This is a genomic window from Pengzhenrongella sp. (assembly GCF_036565025.1).
Taxonomy (GTDB): Bacteria; Actinomycetota; Actinomycetes; order Actinomycetales; family Cellulomonadaceae; genus Pengzhenrongella.
Map to the genome: position 1 here is coordinate 1 of NZ_DATCNW010000301.1, position 20458 is coordinate 20458.

The window sequence follows — 20458 nt, forward strand, 5'->3', positions numbered from 1 at the left end:
GCCCTAGGCCGCACAGCCCTGCACCAGCCCACCTGAGCCCTCCCACCCCCCCCGTTCACGCGATTGCGCGATTTTGGCTGCTGGATAGCGCTTTCCAACAGCCAAAATCGCGCACTCGCGGGAGTCGATCCTGGTTTCCAGGCGAGTGCGGGCGTTCTGCTGCCTATTCGGCGATTCAGGCAGCAAAACGCCCGCACTCGAGCGGCCGACAGCAGAACGGCCGCACTCGAGCGGCCGACAGCAGAACGGCCGCACTCGAGCGAATCCGCTCGGCGCTGGCGTGACGACGGCGTCAACCTGACCGAACCTCACCAACCGCAACGTCCGAGCGTTGACGTCCTATAGGACGTCAACGCTCGGACGTTGCTCGATCCTGGTGGCCGCGCCGGGCGACCTGGTCGCCCCGATCGAGGCCGCTTGCTCGACGCCGGCGCGATCCTCGAACTCGGCGACGTCCCGACCGGTGCCGTTGCCGGACGCGAGAACGCCCACCAGTTCACGGTCTTCAAGAGCGCCGGCTCGGCCGTCCTGGACGGAGTGACCGCACACAAGGTCTACCCGGCCGACCTCACCCAAGGTGGCAGCGATCAGGTTTGGGAAGGATGTGTGCGCGGGACGCACCGATTCTTCCGAATCCTGAGCCATCGGACCCCGATCGGGCACACCAGCGGGTGGCGGCAATCAGGTTTGGGAAGGATATGTGCGCGAGACGCACTGATTCTTCCGGAAAGAAGTCCCGCACGCGCGCATCTGAGAGGGTTCGGCTTGGCGAGGGTTGGGTGGCGCAACGCCCGGTCGGGTTCAGGGGGTGGGGTTGAGGACGTTCAGGGCTACCAGGGCGCGCAGGGCGATGTCGGCGTCGGTGAGCTGGCCGGATAGGGCGTGCTGGAGGAAGTCGCTCATGGACAGCTCCACCAGCTCGATGAACTCGTCCACATCCGGTGTCGGCTCGGCGACCCACCGGCAGTCTCGGGCGACGACCGCGTACCGCTCGTTGGTCGCGGTCGCGGAGAGCCAGGACTTGCCCACCACCTCGAGCGAACCGGCCTTGAAGCCGGTCTCCTCGAGCAGCTCGCGCGCCGCGGCGTCCTCGACCGACTCGCCCTGCTCGACGTAGCCGCCCGGGATCTCCAGCAGGATCCGGCCCGGTCCCGGCCGGAACTGCCGGACCAGGAGCACGCGACCCTCCTCGGTGACCGCCTCGACGGCGACGGTCCGGCCGCCGTCGAGAATCTCCCAGTCGGACTCGGTGCCGGACGGCATGCGGTACCGCCGCGAGAGTACCCGGCGAAATCCGTCGAGTACGACGCGCTCGCCCAGCAGGTCCCACCGCTGCACAGCACCAGAGTCGGTCACCCCCGTGACCCTAGTGACGCCCCGCCGCGAGCCCGCCGCGAGCCCGCCGCGAGCCCGCCGCGAGCTCGGCGCGCGCCCGTCAGCAGGCACCCGCCCTGCGCGAGGCAGCGGCGCGGGCGAAGAATCTCGTCCCCGCCCGTCAGTCGGCGCCCGCCCGCCAGCCGGTCGCCCAAACGCCTGCTCGGGCTTGCCCTTCTCCCGTAGCATCAAGAAAAACCCAAGCGCCTGTCATGCGCAGGCCTGCGAGGTGGGGGCCTGATGAGCATCAAGGCAGTGCGACGGACCATGACCGCGGAACCGGGCGAGCGCCGGGCCCGCGAGATCGTCGAGGCAGCCCGGGAGGCGGAGTGGAGTCGACCGAGCTTCGCCAAGGGGCTGTACCTCGGCGACTTCGATCTCTCACTCATCCATCCCTTCCCGCAGGCGAGCCCGGACGGGGCGGCGCGCGGTGAGGAGTTCCTCGTCCGGCTGACCGCGTATTGCGAGACGCTCGACGGGCGCCTGATCGAGCGCGAGGACTGGGTCCCGGACGACTACCTCAAGGGCCTGACCGACCTCGGCGTGTTCGGCATGAAGATCCCCCGCGACTACGGCGGGCTGGGGCTGCCGCTCGTGCACTACGGCCGGGCGCTCATGCTGGTCAGCTCGGTGCACCCGAGTCTCGGGGCGCTGGTCTCCGCGCACCAGTCGATCGGGGTCCCGGAGCCGGTGAAGATGTTCGGCACCGAGGCGCAGAAGCGCGAGTACCTGCCCCGCTGCGCGGGCGGCGCCATCTCGGCCTTCCTGCTGACCGAGCCCGACGTCGGCTCCGACCCCGCGCGCATGGGTTCGACCGCGACCCTGTCCGACGACGGCTCGGCCTACCTGCTCGACGGCGTGAAGCTCTGGACGACGAACGGCCCCATCGCCGAGCTGCTCGTGGTCATGGCGACCGTGCCCAAGCACGACGGCGGTCGCGGCGGGATCAGCGCGTTCGTCGTGGAGGCCGACAGCCCCGGCATCACCGTGGAGAACCGCAACCAGTTCATGGGACTGCGGGGCATGGAGAACGGCGTGACGCACTTCCACCAGGTGCGCGTGCCCGTCGAGAACCGGCTCGGCAAGGAGGGTCAGGGCCTGAAGATCGCCCTGACCACCCTCAACACCGGCCGGCTGTCCATCCCCGCCATCTGCGCGGCCGGCGGGAAGTGGGCGCTGAAGATCGGCCGCGAGTGGTCCACCGAACGCGTGCAGTGGGGCAAGCCGATCGGGCGGCACGAGGCGGTCGGCAAGAAGCTCGCGTTCATCGCCGCCACGGCCTTCGCGCTGGAGGCCGTGTTCGAGCTCTCGGCGGCGTTGGCCGACGCCGGGCTGAAGGACGTCCGGATCGAGGCGGCCCTGGCCAAGCTCTGGTCGAGCGAGATGGGCTACAACGTCGCGGACGAGCTGGTGCAGATTCGCGGCGGGCGCGGCTACGAGACCGCGGACTCCCTCGCGGCCCGCGGAGAGCGCGCGGTCGCGGCCGAGCAGCTGCTGCGGGACATGCGGATCAACCGGATCTTCGAGGGCTCCTCGGAGATCATGAAGCTCGTGATCGCGCGCGAGGCGGTCGACGCGCACCTCGCGGCGGCCGGCGACCTCGCGTCCGCGGACGCGAGCCTGCCGGACAAGGCCCGATCCGCCGTGCACGCGAGCGGGTTCTACTCGCAGTGGCTGCCGGGGCTCGTCGTCGGCAAGGGGTCGGTGCCGGGCGCGTACCGCGAGTTCGGCCGCCTTGCCCGACAGCTGCGCTACGTCGAACGCTCGTCCCGGGCCCTGGCGAGGCGCACGTTCTACTCGATGGCGCGCCACCAGGCCGGGCTCGAGCAGAAGCAGGTGCTGCTCGGCCGGGTCGTGGACATCGGCGCCGAGCTGTTCGCGATGTCCGCCGTCTGCGTGCACGCCGAGGCGCTGCGGGCGTCCGACCCGACCAAGGGTCGCCCCGCGTACCGGCTCGCGGAGGCCTTCTGCGAGCAGTCCCGGGTGCGGGTGGACGAGCTCTTCCGGCAGCTCAGCTCAGGCACCGACGCGCGCGACCAGGCCCTGGCCCGGGCCGTGATGAAGGGCGACGCGACCTGGCTCGAGCACGGCGTGATCGACGCCTCCGAGGGCACCGGACCGTGGATCTCGGACCCGGCACCCGGCCCCTCCACGAAAGCGTCCGTCCGCCGCACGTACCGCTGAGGGGTGAGCGGCGTGCCACAGCACTTCGCGAGCATCGACGCGTACATCGCCATCTTCCCGCCGGAGGTACAGGTCCTCCTGCGGGAGGTTCGACGAGCGATCCACCGGGCCGCGCCCGACGCCGGGGAGACGATCAGCTACCAGATCCCCACGATCACGCTCGGCGGCACGACGCTGATCTACTTCGCGGGCTGGAAGCACCACATCGCGCTCTACCCGGTCCCCGAGGTGGACGAAGCCACCGAGCGCGAGCTGGCTCCCTACCGAGCAGCCAAGAGCACCCTCCGATTCCCCCTGAAGAACCCCATCCCGACCGCCTTGATCGAACGCCTAACGGCCCTCGCCGTAGCCCCACACTGACCCCGTTTGGATCGTGCACAGGGAGCGCACAGGTGGTTCCTAGGGGTGGGCAAGGGTTGGTCGGGGACGATCTCGGGACGCGCAGACGGCGCGTGAGGAACGGAAGGACGCGGACGATGAAGGATCGACCCGCCCCGCGCTGGCTGGACAACCTCGGGCACGAGATCGACGAGGAGGACCGCGGACTCGTCTACGACGTGCGGACCCTGATCGACCGGCGCCGCGTGCTCGGGCTGTTCGGCGGGGCGACCGCCGCCGGGCTGCTCGCGGCCTGCGGGGTCGCGGACTCGTCGTCGGGCACGAAATCGGCCAGCATCTCCCAGGGCACGCCGACGTCGGAGTCCTCCGCCTCGACCGACAGTGCCTCGACCGACAGTGCCTCGACCGACACCTCGGCGGGCGAGGTGACGGAGGTGCCGGACGAGACCGGCGGGCCCTATCCCGGTGACGGGTCGAACGGCGTGAACGTCCTGGACGACTCCGGGATCGTGCGCAAGGACATCCGGTCGAGCTTCGGTTCCTCGACGACGACGGCGGCCGGCGTCCCGTTGGCCATCGCGCTCACCGTGCGCGACGCCGCCTCGGGCGACGTCGTGAAGGGCGCGGCGGTCTACCTGTGGCACTGCGACCGGGACGGCGGCTACTCGCTGTACAGCCAGGGGCTGAGCGTGGAGAACTACCTGCGCGGGGTCCAGCAGCTCGACGCGTCGGGCACCGCGACCTTCACCTCGATCTATCCGGCCTGCTACCCCGGGCGCTGGCCGCACATCCACTTCGAGGTCTACAAGGACGTCGCGACGGCGGTCGTGTCGGGGCCGATCGTCAAGACCTCCCAGATCGCCCTGCCCAAGGAGACGTGCGAGCTCGTGTATGCGACCAGCGGTTACGAGCAGAGCGTCTCGAATCTCGCGTCCGTCAGCCTCGCCTCGGACAACGTGTTCGGCGACGACGGCGGGATCCACCAGATCGCGACGATGACCGGCGATCCGACCAAGGGCTACACCGCAGCGCTCACCATCGGCGTGTGAGCACGGGGCTCGCGTACCGGGGCTGAGCCGGAGGTCGGCGCATCGGGGCCGAGTCGGCGCCGGCCGCACCGGGTCGAGCCGGCAGCCGGCCCACCGGGACCCGAACCGCTACTCCGGGCCGAAGTCGGGGATGGTGATCGAGCCGTCCGGCGCGAGCGGGAAGCCTGGGTTGTGCGCGATCTCCCACAGGTGGCCGTCCGGGTCGGCGAAGTAGCCCGCGTAACCGCCGTAGAACGTCGTGGCCGCCGGACAGGTGATGGTGGCGCCCGCGGTCCGCGCGGTCGCCATCACCTCGTCGACCTCGGCCGGCGATCGGACGTTGTGCGCGAGCACCATGCCGCCGAAGCCGGGCGGGCCGCCGTCGGGCACGCGCTCGTCGGGGACGCCGGCGTCGAGCGCGAGCTTGGCGCGGCTCCACAGGACCAGGCCCAGTGCGCCCGCCTGGATGAAGACGGTCTCCTCGGTCTCCTGGCCCTGCCAGCCGAGCCGCCGGTAGAACTCTCGCGCGCGCTGCAGATCGGTGACACCCAGCGTGATGAGACTTACTCGGCGTTCCATCGTTCGGACCCTACCCGCACGACTCCCGCGCACGGGCGGCGGCGCTCGTGATGTGGGCTTCCGCGGCTCCCTTGTCGACGCCGAGGCCGCTGAGCACGCCCGAGCCGTTCTCGACCTCGAGCAGCGCGAGCAGGAGGTGCTCCGTCCCGATCTCGTGGTGGTTCATCCGCAGGGCCTCCCGGAAGGTGAGCTCGAGGGCCTTGCGCGCGGCGGCGTCGAACGGGATGAGGGCCGGAACGTCGTCGACCGCGGCCGGCAGCGCGGACACCGCGGCTTGCCGGACCTCGTCCAGCGGCACGCCCTGCGCGAGGATCGACGCCGCGGCGAGGTCGTCCGGCTCGCCGAGCAGCCCCAGCACCAGGTGCTCGGGGCGGATCTCGAGGTTGCCCGCCGCGCGGGCCTCGTTCTGCGCGGTCACCACGACATTGCGTGCCTGGTCGGTGAACCGGCTGAAGCCGTCACTGGATTTCAGGTCTGACGGCTCGTCGGGGCCCTTCGGGACGAAACGCTTCTGCACGGCCTGTTTGCTCACGCCCATGCTCCGGCCGATGTCGGTCCAGGACGCGCCCGAGCGCCGAGCCTGGTCGACGAAGTGGCCGATGAGGTGGTCGGCCAGCTCGCCGAGCGCGTCGGCGGCGAGGACGGCGTCGGACAGCTGGTCGAGGGCGGCGTCGGGGTGAATCTTCGTGATGGCGGCGATCAGGTCGTCGAGGCGGACACCGGTCATCTGAACTGGAGTTGTCATGCGTCAACCTTAGGTTGACGATGCCCAAGGCGTCAACCCTTGGTTGACGAAGGGATCGCGCTCGCGGTCGCGCCGTCGGCTCGTGCGGCCGGTCTCGCCCTCACTGCGCAGGCGACCCCGGTTGTCCCATGCCGGAAAGCGCTTGCCCGGCCGTGAGATGCGTGACACGATCGCACCCGTCACCGGCCACGGGACCGATCACGTTCACCGAGGAGCATCGATGCCGAGAGTCGCGCTGGTCACCGGGGGCAACCGCGGGATCGGGCAGGGCATCACGCGCCGGCTGCTCGCGGACGGCTTCGCGGTCTCGATCCTCGCCACGCGCGAGGAGCCGGCCGACGTCCTCGCCGAGCTGCGCGAGCTCGGCGAGGTCCGCTACGTGCGCGGGGACGTCGCGGACCAGGGCGATCACGAGCGCTACGTGCAGGACGCCGTCGGCGCGTGGGGCCGGTTGGACGTGCTGGTCAATAACGCCGGCGTCGGCCCGACGGTACGCGCGGACCTGCTGGACGCGGACGCCGAGAGCTTCGACCGGGTGCTCGGGATCAACCTGCGCGGGCCGTACTTCCTCACCCAAGCGTTCGCGCGTGCGGTGATCGCCCTGCGCGGGCCGCTCGACGCGCCGCCCGAGAGCCCGGTCGCGACGATCGTCAACGTGTCCTCGATCTCCGCCACGACGGTCTCGACCAACCGCGGCGAGTACTGCGTCTCCAAGGCGGGCGTCGCGATGGCCACCCAGCTGTGGGCCGCGCGCCTCGCACCCGAGGGGATCGTCGTCTACGAGGTGCGCCCCGGAGTCATCAGCACCGACATGACCGCGGGCGCACGGCCGAAGTACGACGCGCTGTTCGCCGCGGGCTTGGCGCCGATGCCCCGCTGGGGACGCGCGGCCGACGTCGGCGGGGCGGTCGGGATGCTGGTGGCCGGCGCCACGCCGTACTCCACCGGCGAGATCTTCCACGTCGACGGCGGGATGCACATCGCCCGCCTGTGAACGCCCCGCCGGTGAATGCCCAGCCTGTGAACGCCCCGCCCGCCATGCGTCCGACCAAGGAGAGCCCTCGATGAGCACCCATGACCCCGACATCCTGCGGATCGCCGGCCGCGAGGTCCCGGTCGTCACGGTCAACACCGTCGTGGTCGGCACCGGGTCGGCGGGCTTCTGCGCCGCGGACCGGCTCTGGGAGTTCGGGCAGCACGACGTGGTCATGGTCACGGACAAGATCGGTGCCGGCACCTCGCGCAACGCGGGCTCGGACAAGCAGACCTACTACAAGATGACGCTGTCCGGCCACGACGGCGACTCGGTGCGCGAGATGGCGCAGACGCTGTTCGCGGGCGGCGCGATGGACGGCGACAACGCGCTCGTCGAGGCGGCGCTCTCGGCGCGCGGCTTCCTGCGGTTGTGCGAGCTCGGCGTGCCGTTCCCGCAGAACCGGTTCGGGGAGTTCATCGGCTACAAGACCGACCACGACCCCCGCCGCCGGGCGACGTCGGTCGGGCCGTACACCTCGCGGAGCATGGTCGAGCAGCTCGAGAAGAAGGTCGCCCGGAACGGAACCCGGATCTTCGACGACTGCCGCGTCGTGGACGTCATCGTGCACGACGGCGCGGTGGCCGGGCTGCTCGTGCTGCGCACCGACGTGCGCGTCACCGGCGACCGGAGCCCGTTCCTGCTGTTCCGCTGCACGAACCTCGTCTACGCGACCGGCGGGCCCGCCGGGATGTATGCGACGCGGGTCTTCCCGAACGGTCAGTGGGGCGCGTCCGGGGCCGCGTACCGCGCGGGGGTCCGGGGCAAGAACCTCACCGAGTGGCAGTTCGGGCTCGGGTCGATCAAGCCGCGGTGGAACGTGTCGGGCACGTACATGCAGGTCCTGCCCCGTTTCGTGTCGACCGACGCCGACGGCGGCGACGAGCGCGAGTTCCTCACCGAGACGATTCCCGACTACGGCCGCCAGCTGTCGATGATCTTCCTCAAGGGCTACCAGTGGCCGTTCGACATCCGCAAGGCGGCGAGCGGCTCCTCGCTGATCGACCTGCTGGTCTACCGCGAGACCGTGCTGCGCGGGCGGCGGGTCTTCCTGGACTTCCGCAGCAACCCGATGCGCGCCGACCTCGAGCCGGGCGAGCTCTCGCCCGAGGCCCGCGAGTACCTCGAGCGTGCCGGGGTGTTGTTCGGCACCCCGATCGAGCGGCTCAAGCACATGAACGCCCCCGCGTACGAGTTCTACCTGCAGAAGAACCCGTGCGTGGACCTCGCCACCGAGCTGCTCGAGATCGACGTGTGCGCGCAGCACAACAACGGCGGGCTGGTCGTGGACGCCTGGTGGCAGTCCAACATCGCCGGGTTCTTCCCGGTCGGTGAGGCCGGGGGAGCGCACGGGGTCTACCGGCCGGGCGGTGCGGCGCTGAACAGCGGACAGGTCGGCGCGACGCGCGCCGCTCAGTTCATCGCCGCGCGCCGCGAGGCCGATCCGGTGGCGGAGGCCTCGTTCGTGGCCGTTGCCGAGCCGGTGCTGGCGGCCGCCGTCGGGCTCGTGGCGCAGGCCACCGCGCGCGGCGCCGCGGGGCTCCGCGACAACACCGGTGACCTGCTGCGCGACGTCGGCGAGCTGCTGAGCGCGAAGGCGGGGCCGGTGCGTTCGCGTGAGTCCATCCAGGAGGCGCTCGTCCAGGTGCACGAGTGGCTCGCCGGGTACTGCGACCTGGTCACGGCCGACGCCGGGTCGCGGCGCGCGGTGAACCGCACCTTCCTGGTCCGCGACATCCTGACGACCGCCTACGTCTACCTCTCCGCGATGGCCGACTACACCACGCACGGCGGGCGTTCGCGCGGCTCGGTGCTCTACACCGACCAGGCAGGTTCGCTGCCGGTCGTCGGGTACGGGCCGGGCGCAGCCGATGAGCTCGACCTGCCGGAGCTCTTCCGGTTCCGGCTCGACGGCGGCGAGCTGGACGGGGAGATCCAGGAGGCCGCGTGGTTCCCGGGGGAGGGCGCGGGCGACCCTGCCGGGACGGCCGAGCTCACCTGGCGTCCCGTGCGCCCGATGCCGGCGGACGACGACTTCTTCGAGAACGTCTGGCGCGAGTACCGCGAGCACCGGAACATCTTCTGACCGCAAACCGACTCGTCCAGCACTGCCACGGAAACCGAGGTGCCGACGGCTCAAGTGACTCGAGTTCGCCATTTTGGGGCGAGTTCGTCGGTCGAAAACGGCGAACTCGCAACGATATGGCGAACTCGGCGCGCAGCGGTCGCGGGGTGAAGTCGCCTGTTCACGGTCCGCGAGACGCTCCGACTCCCGGTCGTTGCATCCGGTGAGAACCGGCGTAGCGTTGGGTGCCAGAGTTTGGGGTCTGCCATGGCCTGAAGGGAGCGAGATGCCCCGGCAACCTTCCAAGATCTCCGCGGGGGCCGGGTTGGACAGCGAGGCAACGTTCGAGCGCTACTTCGCGGGTTTCCGGACGCGGGCCATGAGTGCCGGTCTCGATCCGGGTGGCCGGCGCCGGTGCGGCAGCGAGTTCCCGGTGGGCATCCGATCGGTGTCCGCCGAGACCGGCGTCGCGGACCGGGCCTAGAGGCATCGCAGCCGGCGGCGAGACTCATGGTCACGAACACATTGTCGCGCTCACGGAGCGCCGTCCGATGAGTACCGAGGTCCGGATCCTTATCCTCGAGTACCGCGCGATCGACGCAGCGCTCATCGAGCACGAGCTCCGAGGGTCCGGGATCGGGTTCCGCTGCGTGCAGGTCCAGACCAAGAATGCCTTCACGTCCGCGCTGCGAGAGCTCCAACCCGATCTGGTGCTCTCCAACAACTCCGTGCCCTCCTTCGACGCGCTCTCCGCGCTCGAGCTGACCCGCCAGGCGCACTCCGACGCCGGCTTCATCGTCGTGTCGGGCAGCATCGGTGAGGAGCTCGCGGTCCAGCTGCTCACGAGCGGTGCGACGGACTACGTCCTGAAGAGTCACTTGGCCAAGCTCGCTCCGGTGGCGCTCCGAGCCCTCGCGGAGCGCGAGCAGCGGCGCGAGTCTCGCGATGCTGGACTCGCCCTCCTGGCGGCGAACGAGCGTTTCAGGATTGCGTTCGAGTCCGCCGTCGCAGGGATGGCCGTGATCGGTCTGGATGGTCGACTCATCCGGGTCAACGAGGCGCTCTGTGCGCTCCTGGGACGTGCGGAGCAGGACCTGCTCGCGTCGACCCTGCCCGACGTGGTGCATCCGCTCGACCAGGAGCGAACCGCCGGCGTCCTGCGGGGCCTGCTGACCGGGAACCCTCGGGGCGCCCCGATCGTCCGGCGATTCCTGCACGGCGACGGGCACGCGGTGTGGGTGCTGTTCGGCGTCTCCCGGCTGAGCGGAGCCGACGAGCTGCCGGTCCAGTTCGTCGGCCAGTTCGTGGACGTCACGGCCACCAAGGACGCCGAGGCGGCCCTGATGCAACGCTCGCTCTACGACCAGCTCACCGGTCTGCCGAACCGCACGTTGATCGACGACCGCCTCACCCATGCCCTGAGCCAGCGGCGACGCACCCATGGACGCGTCACGGTCCTGTTCATCGACCTGGATCACTTCAATCTGGTCAATGAGAGTCTCGGCCATGGGGCGGGCGACATCGTGCTCGTCGCCGTCGCGAAGCGGCTGCGTGAGATGGTCCGCGAAGGAGACACGATCGGTCGCTTCGGGGGCGACGAGTTCGTGCTCGTGTGCGACGGACCAGATCAGGAGCCGGATGTGACGGCGCTGGCTCGGCGGGTGGCCGAGACCATGGCCGCGCCGTTCGAGGTTGCCGGCAATCGGCTCACGGTCACGGCGAGTGTGGGGATCGCGACGGCGTCCGGGCCGCGGGTGCAGGCGCACGACGTCCTGCAGGACGCGGACGCCGCGATGCACCGGGCCAAGGAGCTCGGCCGAGCACGTTACGTCGTGTTCGACGACGCCCTGCGCGCGCGGGTCGTGAGCCGTTTCAGTGCGGCGGCCGGCCTGCGCCGGGCTCTGGACGGCGGCGAGCTGTGCGTCTACTACCAGCCGCAGGTCGCCGTGAGCAGTGGCGACCTTTATGGGTTCGAGGCGCTCGTTCGGTGGCGTCATCCCGAGCGAGGACTGGTCGGGCCGAACGAGTTTGTCCCGCTCGCCGAGGAGACCGGTCTGATCGTTCCGCTCGGCGCCTGGGTGCTCGAGCAAGCGTGCCGGGAGGCGGCGAGCTGGCGTACGACCAGGCGGAGCCCGGTCGTCTCGGTGAACGTGTCAGCGCGGCAGATTGCGGACCCGGGATTCGGCGGATGTGTGGCGAGAGTCCTGGCACAGACCGGACTCGACCCGGCCCGCCTCTGCCTGGAGGTGACCGAGAGCATGCTCGTCGTCGCCGCCGAGGCGATGACACTGGCCACGGCCTCGCTGCGTAAGCACGGGGTACACGTCAGCATCGACGACTTCGGTACCGGCTATGCGTCCCTCAACTACCTGGTCCAGTTCCGACCCGACGCACTGAAGATCGACATGGTCTTCATCCAGGGACTCGGCCGGGACCCGATGAACTTGGCCATCGTGACCGCCATCGTCGGACTCGCGCGCAGCCTGGGGCTCGCGGTGGTCGCGGAAGGCGTCGAGACGACCGAGCAGCTGGCATTGCTGCAAAGCCTCGGCTGCGACCATGCGCAGGGCTATCTCTTCGCCAAGGCCCTCCCCGCGCCTGACGCCCGGCGGTTCCTCGTCGGTGCCCCACGCTCGTGACCGAGCGCGGGGCACCCGGCCCGACGGCGTCGACGAGTGCGACGTTCGCCCTCAACGGAAATCGTTGGCTCGGCGGCTCGCGGTGCTCGAGTTCGCCATTCCAAAGCGAGTTCGCCCGTCGAAACCGGCGAACTCGAGACGAAATAGCGAACTCAGCGTTCGCGGCGCGGGGGATGCTTCCTATTCTGCGCTCTTATGGTGAGGGCGGATCAGTCGCGGAGAGTGCCCCAGATGCTCGGACTCCCGATGGTCGCGGCCAGGACAAACCGGCGTAGCGTTGGATTCCAGCGTAAGAGGTCTGCCATGGCTCGAAGGGAGCGAGATGCCCCGGCCACCTTTGAACAATGTTCCGCGGCCCCGGTTGGGTGACGATGTGAAGTTCGAGAGCCTGTTGGAGGCGGCGCCGGACGCGATGGTCGGGGTCGACTCGACGGGCACGATCCGCTTCGTGAATCGGCAGACGGAGTCGCTTTTCGGGTACAGCCGTGGCGAGCTGGTCGGTGAGTCGATCGAGACGCTGGTGCCCGAGTCGTTCCGAGCCGTTCACCCCGCGAATCGGACGGGCTACTTCGCAGACCCGCGGACGAGAGCGATGGGAGCGGGTCTGAATCTGAGCGGGCGGCGCCGGGACGGTAGTGAGTTCCCTGTGGACATCAGCTTGTCGTCGATCGAGACCGAGGACGGCCTCTTGGTGACCGCGGCGGTCCGGGACATCACCGAACGCAAGAAGATCGAGGCGAAGTTCGAAAGCCTGTTGGAGGCGGCGCCGGACGCGATGGTCGGGGTCGACTCGACGGGCACGATCCGCTTCGTGAATCGGCAGACGGAGTCGCTTTTCGGGTACAGCCGTGGCGAGCTGGTCGGTGAGTCGATCGAGATGCTGGTGCCAGAGTCGTTCCGAGCCGTTCACCCCGCGAATCGGACCCGCTACTTCGCAGACCCGCGGACGAGAGCGATGGGAGCGGGTCTGAACCTGAGCGGGCGGCGCCGGGACGGTAGTGAGTTCCCGGTGGACATGAGTTTGTCGTCCGTCGAGACCGAGGACGGCCTCTTGGTGACCGCGGCGGTCCGGGACATCACCGAACGCAAGAAGATCGAGGCGCGGGTCGAGCAGTTGGATCAGCGCACAACGAAGTTGGACGAAGCAATCGAGCAGCTGGAGAGTTTTTCGTATTCGGTCTCGCATGACCTTCGCGCTCCGCTGCGGGCGATCGACGGTTTCTCTCGCATTGTCCTCGAGGAGTATGGCGACCGCCTCGACGCCGAAGGGCTGCGGTTGCTCAACGTCATTCGTCGGGCGACGACGGAGATGGCCAGGCTGATCGACGATCTCTTAGCCTTCTCGCGAGTCGGACGGCATCCTATCGAAAGGCAGGAGATCGATCCCGCCAAAGTGTTCACCTCAGTGATCCGAGAACTCGCGCCGACCTATGCGGAACGAGACCTCGCCGTGGTGATCGGGTCGCTCCCGACCATCCACGGCGACAACGCGCTGATCCGTCAGGTGTTCGTCAACCTGGTATCCAATGCGATCAAGTTCACCGCACCCCGAGAGCACGCGCGGATCGATATCGGCGGGGATGTCGAAGATGACCGGAAGATCATCTGGGTCAAGGACAACGGCGTCGGCTTCGACAAGGCGTACGAGGAGAAGATGTTCCAGGTGTTTCAGCGACTTCACCCTGCGGAGTTCGAGGGCACCGGAGTGGGACTGGCGATCGTGCAGCGAATCGTCCGCCGGCACGGGGGGCAGGTCTGGGCCGACGGGAGCGTGGGCCAAGGTGCAACGGTCTACGTGGCCTTTCCGAGTGCGAATGAGGAGCTCACCGATGCCTGACACGATCCTGCTGATCGAGGACAACCCGAACGATGCCGAGCTCACGGTGCGAGCGCTGAAGAAGGGAAACCTGGGAAACAGCGTGGTGGTGGTGGGCGATGGCGCGGAGGCGCTCGAGTTCATGTTCGGCACCGGCGCCTACCTCGAGCGGCGTGGGCTGCCCAAACCCCGACTCGTGCTGCTCGACCTGAAGCTCCCGAAGGTTGATGGAATCGAGGTGTTGCGCCGCTTCAAGGAGAACGAGGAGACGCGCCGCGTTCCGGTGGTGGTCCTTACGTCCTCGGCCGAGGAGCGGGACATCGCGTCGACCTACGAGCTCGGAGTGAACAGCTATATCGTCAAGCCGGTCGAATTCGAGAACTTCGCGCGGGCAGTGGTCGAGTTGGGCCTGTACTGGTTCGTGCTGAATACGGCGCCTAATGACTGACGTGAAGATCCTCCTGTTGGAGGACAGTCCGAACGACGCCGAGCTGATCGAGCGCGAGATCCATCGTGCGGGGTTTATTCCCCGGGTTCTGCGAGTTGAGACCAAGGATGGCTTCGCCTCGGCCTTGCAGGACTTCAGTCCCGACCTGGTGCTGTCCGACAATACGCTGAACGCCGTCGACGCGTTCGCGCCGCCGTTCGATGCTCTTGCGGCACTTTCGCTGACTCGGCAGACCTCGTCCGACGTCGGTTTCATCGTCGTCTCGGGTACCGTCGGCGAAGAACGCGCGGTAGAGCTGCTCCGCAGCGGCGCCACCGACTACGTGCTGAAACATCGTCTGGACAGGCTTGGCCCGGTGATCCGTCGAGCGTTGGCGGAGGCGGAACAGCGGCGGCTCTCGGCCCAGATCGAGGAGTCTGCCCGCGCCGCGAACGAGCGGTTCAGGAGTGCGTTTGAGAACGCTCCTTCAGGTATGGCCGTGATCAGTCTCGCCGGTCGGTTTGTTCAAGTAAATCGGACGCTGCGCGAGCTCCTTGGTCGGACTCAGTCCAGCCTGCTCAGATCGACCGTCTCAGCATTCACTCACCCGATCGATAACGTGCGGACGTTGGACGTCTTCACGCGCCTGTTGGCGGGATATCCGAGGGTAGAGCCGGCCGAAACCCGATTCATTCGGGCGGATGGCCATACCGTGTGGGTGTATCTGGGTGTTTCCTTGCTGTCCGATTCGGCACGACGCCCGCTATATTTCATCGGACAGTTCGTGGACATCACCGCGACGAAGGAAGCCGAAGCGGGACGGGATCTCTTCCTCTCGCACGTTTCGCACGAACTGAGGGCGCCGCTCGCGGTGGTGCACCAGTTTGCTTCGTTGCTGCTGGACGAGACGGCCGGACCGCTGTCAACTGATCAACAGGAATTCCTGACGGTGCTGATGCGCAACGTGGGACAGCTCAAGGCCATGATCGACGATCTGCTGCTGGCGGCTCAGACGGAACGCGGCGTCGTGGCGATCGACAGCCTGCCGATCGCCCTGCGAGCGGTCCTCGTCGATACGGTCGCTGACTACCGTCTGCTTGCGGAACACCGAGGCGTGCGTCTCGCCGCGGATGTCGGTGAGCTTCCGGTCGTGTTCGCTGATGCCGAGCGAATTCGTGAGGTGCTCGTCAACCTGCTTGAGAACGGCCTCCGATTCACGCCGGAGGGTGGGGAGATCAGGATCGAGGCGGAGGCACAAGGCGACGTCGTCAGGGTGAGTGTTCGAGATACCGGATCTGGGATCTGTCCCGAGGACGCGGCCCATGTGTTCGAACGATTCTTCCAGGCAGGGCAGGGCGATCATCAGGCCCGCAACGGGCTCGGCCTGGGTCTGTACATCTGCCGGGACCTGATCGAGCGGCAGGGCGGTTCGATCTGGATCGAGAGCACGCTGGGGGTCGGTACGACGGTGGCGTTCACCGTCCCGATTCTGACGAGTGATGCCCTGGCCCAGGCCTAGCGAAGGCCGGGCGGCGCACACCATGACCCCCCGCATTCTGATCCTGCACCTCGAGGACAGCGCACTCGACGCTGAACTGATCGAGCGCGAACTGCGTGACTCCGGGATCGAGTTCCATTCCGTGCGGGTCGAGACCAAGGAAGGCTTCGTCGCTGCGTTGCGAGATCTCCACCCGGACCTGATCCTGTCCGGTAACGCCGTGCCCTCCATTGATGCGCTTGGCGCGCTCGCCCTCACCCGCAGGGCGCGATCCGATGCCGGCTTCATTGTCGTGACGGGGACTGTTGGCGAGGAGCGCGCGGTCCAGATGCTCTCGAGTGGGGTGACCGACTATGTCCTGAAGAGCCATCTCAACAGGCTTGGCCCGGTGGTGCGCCGTGCTCTGGCCGAGATGGAACAGCGCCGTGAGTCCCGTGACGCCGAGCTGGCCGCACAGGCCGCGAACGATCGCTTCAAGGGCGCTTTCGAGTGCGCGTCCACGGGCATGGCGGTGCTCGGCTTGGATGGTCGACTCCTCGAGGTCAATGAGGCTCTGTGCGAGCTCCTCGGTCGTAGCGAGCAGGAGCTGCTCTCGTGGACGATCTCGTCTCTGGCACATCCGCTCGACCGGGCCAGCACGTCGCGCACCCTCACGGGCCTGCTGACCGGGAGGTCCCGGAGCAAGCCGGTCGTCCAGCGGTTCATGCGGGCCGATGGGCATGCCGCCTGGGTCCTGTTCGGCGCCTCTCTCCTGATGGGGGCTCGCGGCCAGCCCGCTCGTTTCGTTGGCCAGTTCGTAGACGTCACAGCCACGAAGATCGCGGAGGCGGCCCTGGTGCGACAGTCGCTCTACGACCCGCTCACCGGGCTACCGAACCGAACCCTGATCGACGACCGCCTGACCCATGCCTTGAGCCAGTGGCGGCGCCCCGACAGGCAAGTCATGGTGCTCTTCATCGACCTGGACAACTTCACTCTGGTCAACGACAGCCTCGGCCACGCGGCAGGTGACCTGGTGCTCGTTGCCGTCGCGAAGCAGCTGCGTGCCATCGTCGGTGAAGGCGACACCGTCGGGCGCCTGAGTGGTGACGAGTTCGTGCTCGTGTGCGACGGCCCGGCCGGCGAGCAGGACCCGGCGGCGCTGGCTCAGCGGGTCGGTGCGGCCATCAGCCAACCGTTCGAGGTCGCCGGCAGACAGGTCACGGTCACCGCGAGTGTGGGGATCGCCACGGTGTCGGGGGAAGGGATGCTTGCTCAGGACGTCCTGCGGAACGCCGATGCAGCGATGCACCGAGCCAAGGAGCGGGGCCGAGCGCGACATGAGATCTACGACGACGCGCTCCGTGCCCGCGTCGTGAACCGCTTCAGCGTGGAAGCCGATCTCCGCTTTGCGCTGGCCCGCGGCGAACTTGCGCTCTACTACCAACCCCAGGTCGCGCTGAGCAGTGGCGACCTGCGCGGCTTCGAGGCGCTCGTGCGCTGGCATCATCCCGAACGCGGCCTCATCGGCCCGAACGAGTTCGTCCCGGTAGCCGAAGACACCGGGCTCATTGTTCCCCTCGGTACCTGGGTGCTCGAGCAAGCGTGCCGGGAAGCGGCCGGCTGGCGGTCCGCCCTGCCGAGCCCCGCGGTCTCCGTGAATGTCTCCGTGCGCCAGATCGCCGACCCGCGGTTCAAGGACACCGTGGCTCGTATCCTCGCGGACACCGGACTCGACCCGGCCCTGCTTTGCCTCGAGGTGACCGAGAGCGTGCTCGTCGTCGCAGCCGAAGCGATGACGCTGGCTACCGCGTCGCTGCGGGAGATGGGAGTGCGCGTCAGTATCGACGACTTCGGCACCGGCTACGCGTCGCTCAACTACTTGGTCCAGTTCCGTCCCGATGAGCTGAAGATCGACGGCGTCTTCATCCAGGGGCTCTGTGCCGACCCGATGAGTCTGGCCATCGTGACCGCCATCGTCGGGCTAGCGCGGAGCCTGGGGCTCTCGGTCGTCGCGGAAGGTATCGAGACGACCGAACAGTTGGCCCTGCTACGCGACCTCGGCTGCGACCGGGGACAGGGCTATCTCTTCGCCAAGGCCCTCCCCGCAGCGGAGGCCCGCCGGTTCCTCGTCGGTGCCGGCGCTCGTGACCGGACGCTCGTGATCGTGCCCGACGGCGACGTCTAGCGCGTCAGCCCCGGCAGCACGTGGCGCACGTAGCGGTCACTCATGATCGCGAGCACCTCGTCCCCCGGGGTGTCCCAGATCGCCTGGTTGAAAATCTCGACCTCGACGTCGCCCGTATACGCGGCCGCGGTCACCCAGCGTCCGATCGAGGCGAAGTCCACGTACCCGTCGCCCATGTACCCGCGCGAGAGCAGCGGGTCTGCGGCGAGCGGCAGGGTCCAGTCGCACACCTGGTAGCCCGCGAGCCGGCCCTCCGCGCCGGCCCGGGCGATCTGCACCTGCAGCTCGGGGTCCCACCACACGTGGTACGTGTCGACGACGACGCCGACCGCACGCGCGGGGTGCGGCGCGGCCAGGTCGAGGGCCTGCTTGAGCGTGGAGATCACCGCGCGGTCCGCCGCGAAGATCGGGTGCAGGGGTTCCAGCACGAGTCGCACGCCGTGCTCGAGCGCGAACGGCACGAGGTCCCCGATGCGCATCGCGACCCGCCGGCGCGCGGCGACAAGGTCGCGGTCGCCGCCCGCGAGGGCGGGTCCGCCGGGGGCGCTCGCCGCGGGCAGCCCGCCGACCACCATGATCAGCTCGGACGTGCCCAGGGTTGCGGCCTCGACGATCGCGGCGCGGTTGTCCGCGAGCGCGACCTTGGCCGCGGCGTCGTCGGCGGTGGTGAGGAAACCGCCGCGGCACAGCGACGAGACGCGCAGACCGGCGTCGGCCACGAGCTTCGCGGCCTCGCTGAGCCCGGCCTCCGCGACGCGGTCGCGCCACAGCCCGATCGCGCCCAGGCCGGCGCGCACGGTGCCGTCCACCGCTTCCGCGAGGGTCCACGACTTGGTGGTCGCGGTGTTGAGCGAGAGGCGGGAGAGGTCGCCGGTCGCCGGGTTCTCGACCCGGGCGTCCCCGGCCGCCGCGGTCACAGCGTGAGCTCGGGGATCGCCAGGCGCCGACCCTGCGCGGAGGACTGCAGGCCGAGCTCGGCGAGCTGTACGCCCCGCGCCGCGGACAGCAGCCCGAAGCGGTGCTCGCGCCCGGCGACGACGTCGTGCAGGTACTCCTCCCACTGGACCCTGAAGCCGTTGTCGAGGTCGCCGTTCGCGGGCACGTCCAGCCACTGGTCGCGGAACGGCTCGGTGGCCGGCAGGTCCGGGTTCCACACCGGCATCGGGGTGTGCGCGCGCTGCTGGGCGACGCACCTGCGCAGGCCGGCGACCGCGGAGCCGCTCGTGCCGTCGACCTGGAACTCGACGAGCTCGTCGCGGTAGACGCGCACAGCCCAGGAGGAGTTGATCTGGGCGATCACCGGGTCGCCGGCGGGGGTCTCGACCTCGAAGATGGCGTACGCGGCGTCGTCGGCGGTCGCGGTGTACGCCTTGCCCTGCTCGTCCCAGCGGGTCGGGATGTGCGTGGTGGTCATCGCGGTGACCGAGGTGACGGTGCCGAGGATGGCCTCGAGGACATAGTTCCAGTGGCAGAACATGTCGGTGGTCATGCCGCCGCCGTCCTGGCTTCGGTAGTTCCAGCTCGGGCGCTGGGCGCTCTGGCCGTCGCCCTCGAAGACCCAGTAGCCGAACTCGCCGCGCAGCGAGAGGATGCGCCCGAAGAAGCCCTCGCCCACGAGCCGGCGCAGCTTGACCAGGCCCGGCAGGTACAGCTTGTCGTGCACGACGCCGGCGGTGATCTGGCTGTCGCGGGCCAGCCGGGCGAGCTCGATCGCGCCGTCGAGCGTCTCGGCGGTCGGCTTCTCGGTGTAGATGTGCTTGCCGGCCTTCATCGCCGCGGTCAGCGCGGCGGCGCGGCGCGAGGTGACCTGCGCGTCGAAGTAGATGTCCACGCTCGGGTCGGCGACGACCGCCTCGGCGTCGGTGGTCCAGTGCTCGACGCCGTGGCGCTCGGCGATCTGGCGGATCTTCGCCTCGTTGCGCCCGACCAGGATCGGCTCGACCTGCACGCGGGTGCCGTCGTCGAGCTGGATCCCGCCGGCGTCGCGGATCGGCAGGATCGACCGGAGCAGGTGCTGGCGGTAGCCCATCCGCCCGGTGATGCCGTTCATCGCGATACGAAGCACTGGGGACGCCATGGGGACTCCGAAGTCGGATGAGGTGGGTGGGAATGCGCTTTCCGAGTGTAGGGAGGGGGATCCGGGCCGTCAAGGGCGGGACGGTCGGCGCCGGAGGCTCTGTGCAGCCCTCTGTGCAGCGAAAGTGCACCCCAGGGGCACTCTGGCTGCACAGAGCGCTGCACTGAGCGCGCCGACGGCGCTGCTGGCGATCAGCGGCCTGGCGAGAGCGCGAGCCGCTCGCGCATTCTCCCGTGAGTTCGGCGTCTGGCGTTCGGCATTCGGGGCTCGGGGCTACGCGCCCCGGGACGCGGCTGGAGGGCTGGTTGCAGGGCTGATTGCATCGAACGCGCACCCATGGCGCACTTCGGCTGCAACCAGCGCTGCCACCAACTCGGCTACCAGAGCGACAACCAGACCGACAGCGGGATTTGGCTCAAACCCGATCCAGTGTGGGTTCGAATCCCGCTCGGGGTAAGTGGGCGCGGTCCGACCCGGGTTGGGCGTG

The 20458-nt window shown here is 69.0% G+C and carries 18 protein-coding genes and 1 pseudogene; 13 read left to right on the plus strand and 6 right to left on the minus strand.

Annotation, left to right across the window (positions count from 1 at the left end; genetic code table 11):
* Positions 1 to 339: 339 nt before the first annotated feature.
* The gene (locus VIM26_RS17265) at positions 340 to 492 is read right to left on the minus strand and encodes a hypothetical protein (protein ID WP_331953413.1); all 153 of its coding nucleotides are present in this window, start codon (positions 490 to 492) and stop codon (positions 340 to 342) included.
* On the opposite strand from VIM26_RS17265, the gene VIM26_RS27140 reads away from it, so the two are divergent.
* On the plus strand, positions 436 to 879 hold the full coding sequence (locus VIM26_RS27140; protein WP_414696511.1) for a hypothetical protein: 444 nt from the start codon (positions 436 to 438) through the stop codon (positions 877 to 879). The genes VIM26_RS17265 and VIM26_RS27140 overlap by 57 nt on opposite strands.
* Here the strand turns inward: VIM26_RS27140 and VIM26_RS17270 are convergent.
* Positions 802 to 1356 carry an NUDIX hydrolase gene (locus tag VIM26_RS17270; RefSeq protein ID WP_331953415.1) on the minus strand — a complete coding sequence of 185 codons (555 nt, stop codon included), beginning with the start codon at positions 1354 to 1356 and terminating at the stop codon, positions 802 to 804. The two genes, VIM26_RS27140 and VIM26_RS17270, sit on opposite strands and share 78 nt — an antisense overlap.
* 258 nt (positions 1357 to 1614) lie before the next feature.
* On the opposite strand from VIM26_RS17270, the gene VIM26_RS17275 reads away from it, so the two are divergent.
* The 3 genes from VIM26_RS17275 (at position 1615) to VIM26_RS17285 (ending at position 4946) form a co-directional block, all read left to right on the plus strand.
* Positions 1615 to 3558, plus strand: coding sequence for an acyl-CoA dehydrogenase family protein (locus VIM26_RS17275; RefSeq protein ID WP_331953417.1), 1944 nt, complete (start codon positions 1615 to 1617; stop codon positions 3556 to 3558).
* Positions 3559 to 3561: 3 nt separating this feature from the next.
* On the plus strand, positions 3562 to 3918 hold the full coding sequence (locus VIM26_RS17280) for an iron chaperone (protein WP_331953419.1): 357 nt from the start codon (positions 3562 to 3564) through the stop codon (positions 3916 to 3918).
* A 116-nt stretch (positions 3919 to 4034) separates the two neighbouring features.
* The gene (locus VIM26_RS17285; RefSeq protein ID WP_331953421.1) at positions 4035 to 4946 is read left to right on the plus strand and encodes an intradiol ring-cleavage dioxygenase; all 912 of its coding nucleotides are present in this window, start codon (positions 4035 to 4037) and stop codon (positions 4944 to 4946) included.
* A gap of 108 nt (positions 4947 to 5054) precedes the next feature.
* On the opposite strand, the gene VIM26_RS17290 is transcribed toward VIM26_RS17285, so the two are convergent.
* Both VIM26_RS17290 and VIM26_RS17295 read right to left on the minus strand, forming a co-directional pair.
* Positions 5055 to 5504 carry a VOC family protein gene (locus VIM26_RS17290; RefSeq protein WP_331953423.1) on the minus strand — a complete coding sequence of 150 codons (450 nt, stop codon included), beginning with the start codon at positions 5502 to 5504 and terminating at the stop codon, positions 5055 to 5057.
* Between the two features lie 10 nt (positions 5505 to 5514).
* Positions 5515 to 6249, minus strand: coding sequence for a Clp protease N-terminal domain-containing protein (locus VIM26_RS17295; RefSeq protein ID WP_331953425.1), 735 nt, complete (start codon positions 6247 to 6249; stop codon positions 5515 to 5517).
* Positions 6250 to 6469: 220 nt separating this feature from the next.
* On the opposite strand from VIM26_RS17295, the gene VIM26_RS17300 reads away from it, so the two are divergent.
* The 8 genes from VIM26_RS17300 to VIM26_RS17335 all read left to right on the plus strand — a co-directional run bounded on the left by VIM26_RS17300 (position 6470) and on the right by VIM26_RS17335 (position 17894).
* Entirely contained in the window at positions 6470 to 7243 is a 774-nt protein-coding gene (locus tag VIM26_RS17300; RefSeq protein WP_331953427.1) for a 3-ketoacyl-ACP reductase, read from the plus strand.
* Positions 7244 to 7313: 70 nt separating this feature from the next.
* A complete protein-coding gene (locus VIM26_RS17305) occupies positions 7314 to 9368 on the plus strand; it encodes an FAD-binding protein (protein ID WP_331953429.1) in 2055 nt (684 codons plus the stop codon).
* Positions 9369 to 9633: 265 nt separating this feature from the next.
* A complete protein-coding gene (locus tag VIM26_RS17310) occupies positions 9634 to 9831 on the plus strand; it encodes a hypothetical protein (RefSeq protein WP_331953431.1) in 198 nt (65 codons plus the stop codon).
* Between the two features lie 67 nt (positions 9832 to 9898).
* On the plus strand, positions 9899 to 11986 hold the full coding sequence (locus VIM26_RS17315) for a putative bifunctional diguanylate cyclase/phosphodiesterase (RefSeq protein WP_331953433.1): 2088 nt from the start codon (positions 9899 to 9901) through the stop codon (positions 11984 to 11986).
* Positions 11987 to 12359: 373 nt separating this feature from the next.
* A complete protein-coding gene (locus VIM26_RS17320) occupies positions 12360 to 13823 on the plus strand; it encodes a PAS domain S-box protein (RefSeq protein ID WP_331953435.1) in 1464 nt (487 codons plus the stop codon).
* Positions 13816 to 14250 (plus strand): response regulator, encoded by a 435-nt coding sequence (locus VIM26_RS17325; RefSeq protein ID WP_331953437.1) that lies wholly within the window; start codon positions 13816 to 13818, stop codon positions 14248 to 14250. Before VIM26_RS17320 ends, VIM26_RS17325 begins: the two co-directional genes overlap by 8 nt.
* 1 nt (position 14251) lies before the next feature.
* Positions 14252 to 15748, plus strand: coding sequence for a sensor histidine kinase (locus tag VIM26_RS17330; RefSeq protein WP_331953439.1), 1497 nt, complete (start codon positions 14252 to 14254; stop codon positions 15746 to 15748).
* 22 nt (positions 15749 to 15770) lie between these two features.
* The gene (locus VIM26_RS17335; protein ID WP_331953441.1) at positions 15771 to 17894 is read left to right on the plus strand and encodes a putative bifunctional diguanylate cyclase/phosphodiesterase; all 2124 of its coding nucleotides are present in this window, start codon (positions 15771 to 15773) and stop codon (positions 17892 to 17894) included.
* On the opposite strand, the gene VIM26_RS17340 is transcribed toward VIM26_RS17335, so the two are convergent.
* Together VIM26_RS17340 and VIM26_RS17345 are read right to left on the minus strand one after the other, a co-directional pair.
* Entirely contained in the window at positions 17891 to 18811 is a 921-nt protein-coding gene (locus VIM26_RS17340; protein ID WP_331953443.1) for a sugar phosphate isomerase/epimerase family protein, read from the minus strand. The two genes, VIM26_RS17335 and VIM26_RS17340, sit on opposite strands and share 4 nt — an antisense overlap.
* A complete protein-coding gene (locus VIM26_RS17345) occupies positions 18808 to 19971 on the minus strand; it encodes a Gfo/Idh/MocA family oxidoreductase (protein ID WP_331953445.1) in 1164 nt (387 codons plus the stop codon). Before VIM26_RS17345 ends, VIM26_RS17340 begins: the two co-directional genes overlap by 4 nt.
* A 332-nt stretch (positions 19972 to 20303) precedes the next feature.
* Here VIM26_RS17345 and VIM26_RS17350 point away from each other — a divergent pair.
* Positions 20304 to 20427 (plus strand): annotated as a pseudogene (locus VIM26_RS17350).
* The last annotated feature ends 31 nt before the right edge of the window (positions 20428 to 20458 follow it).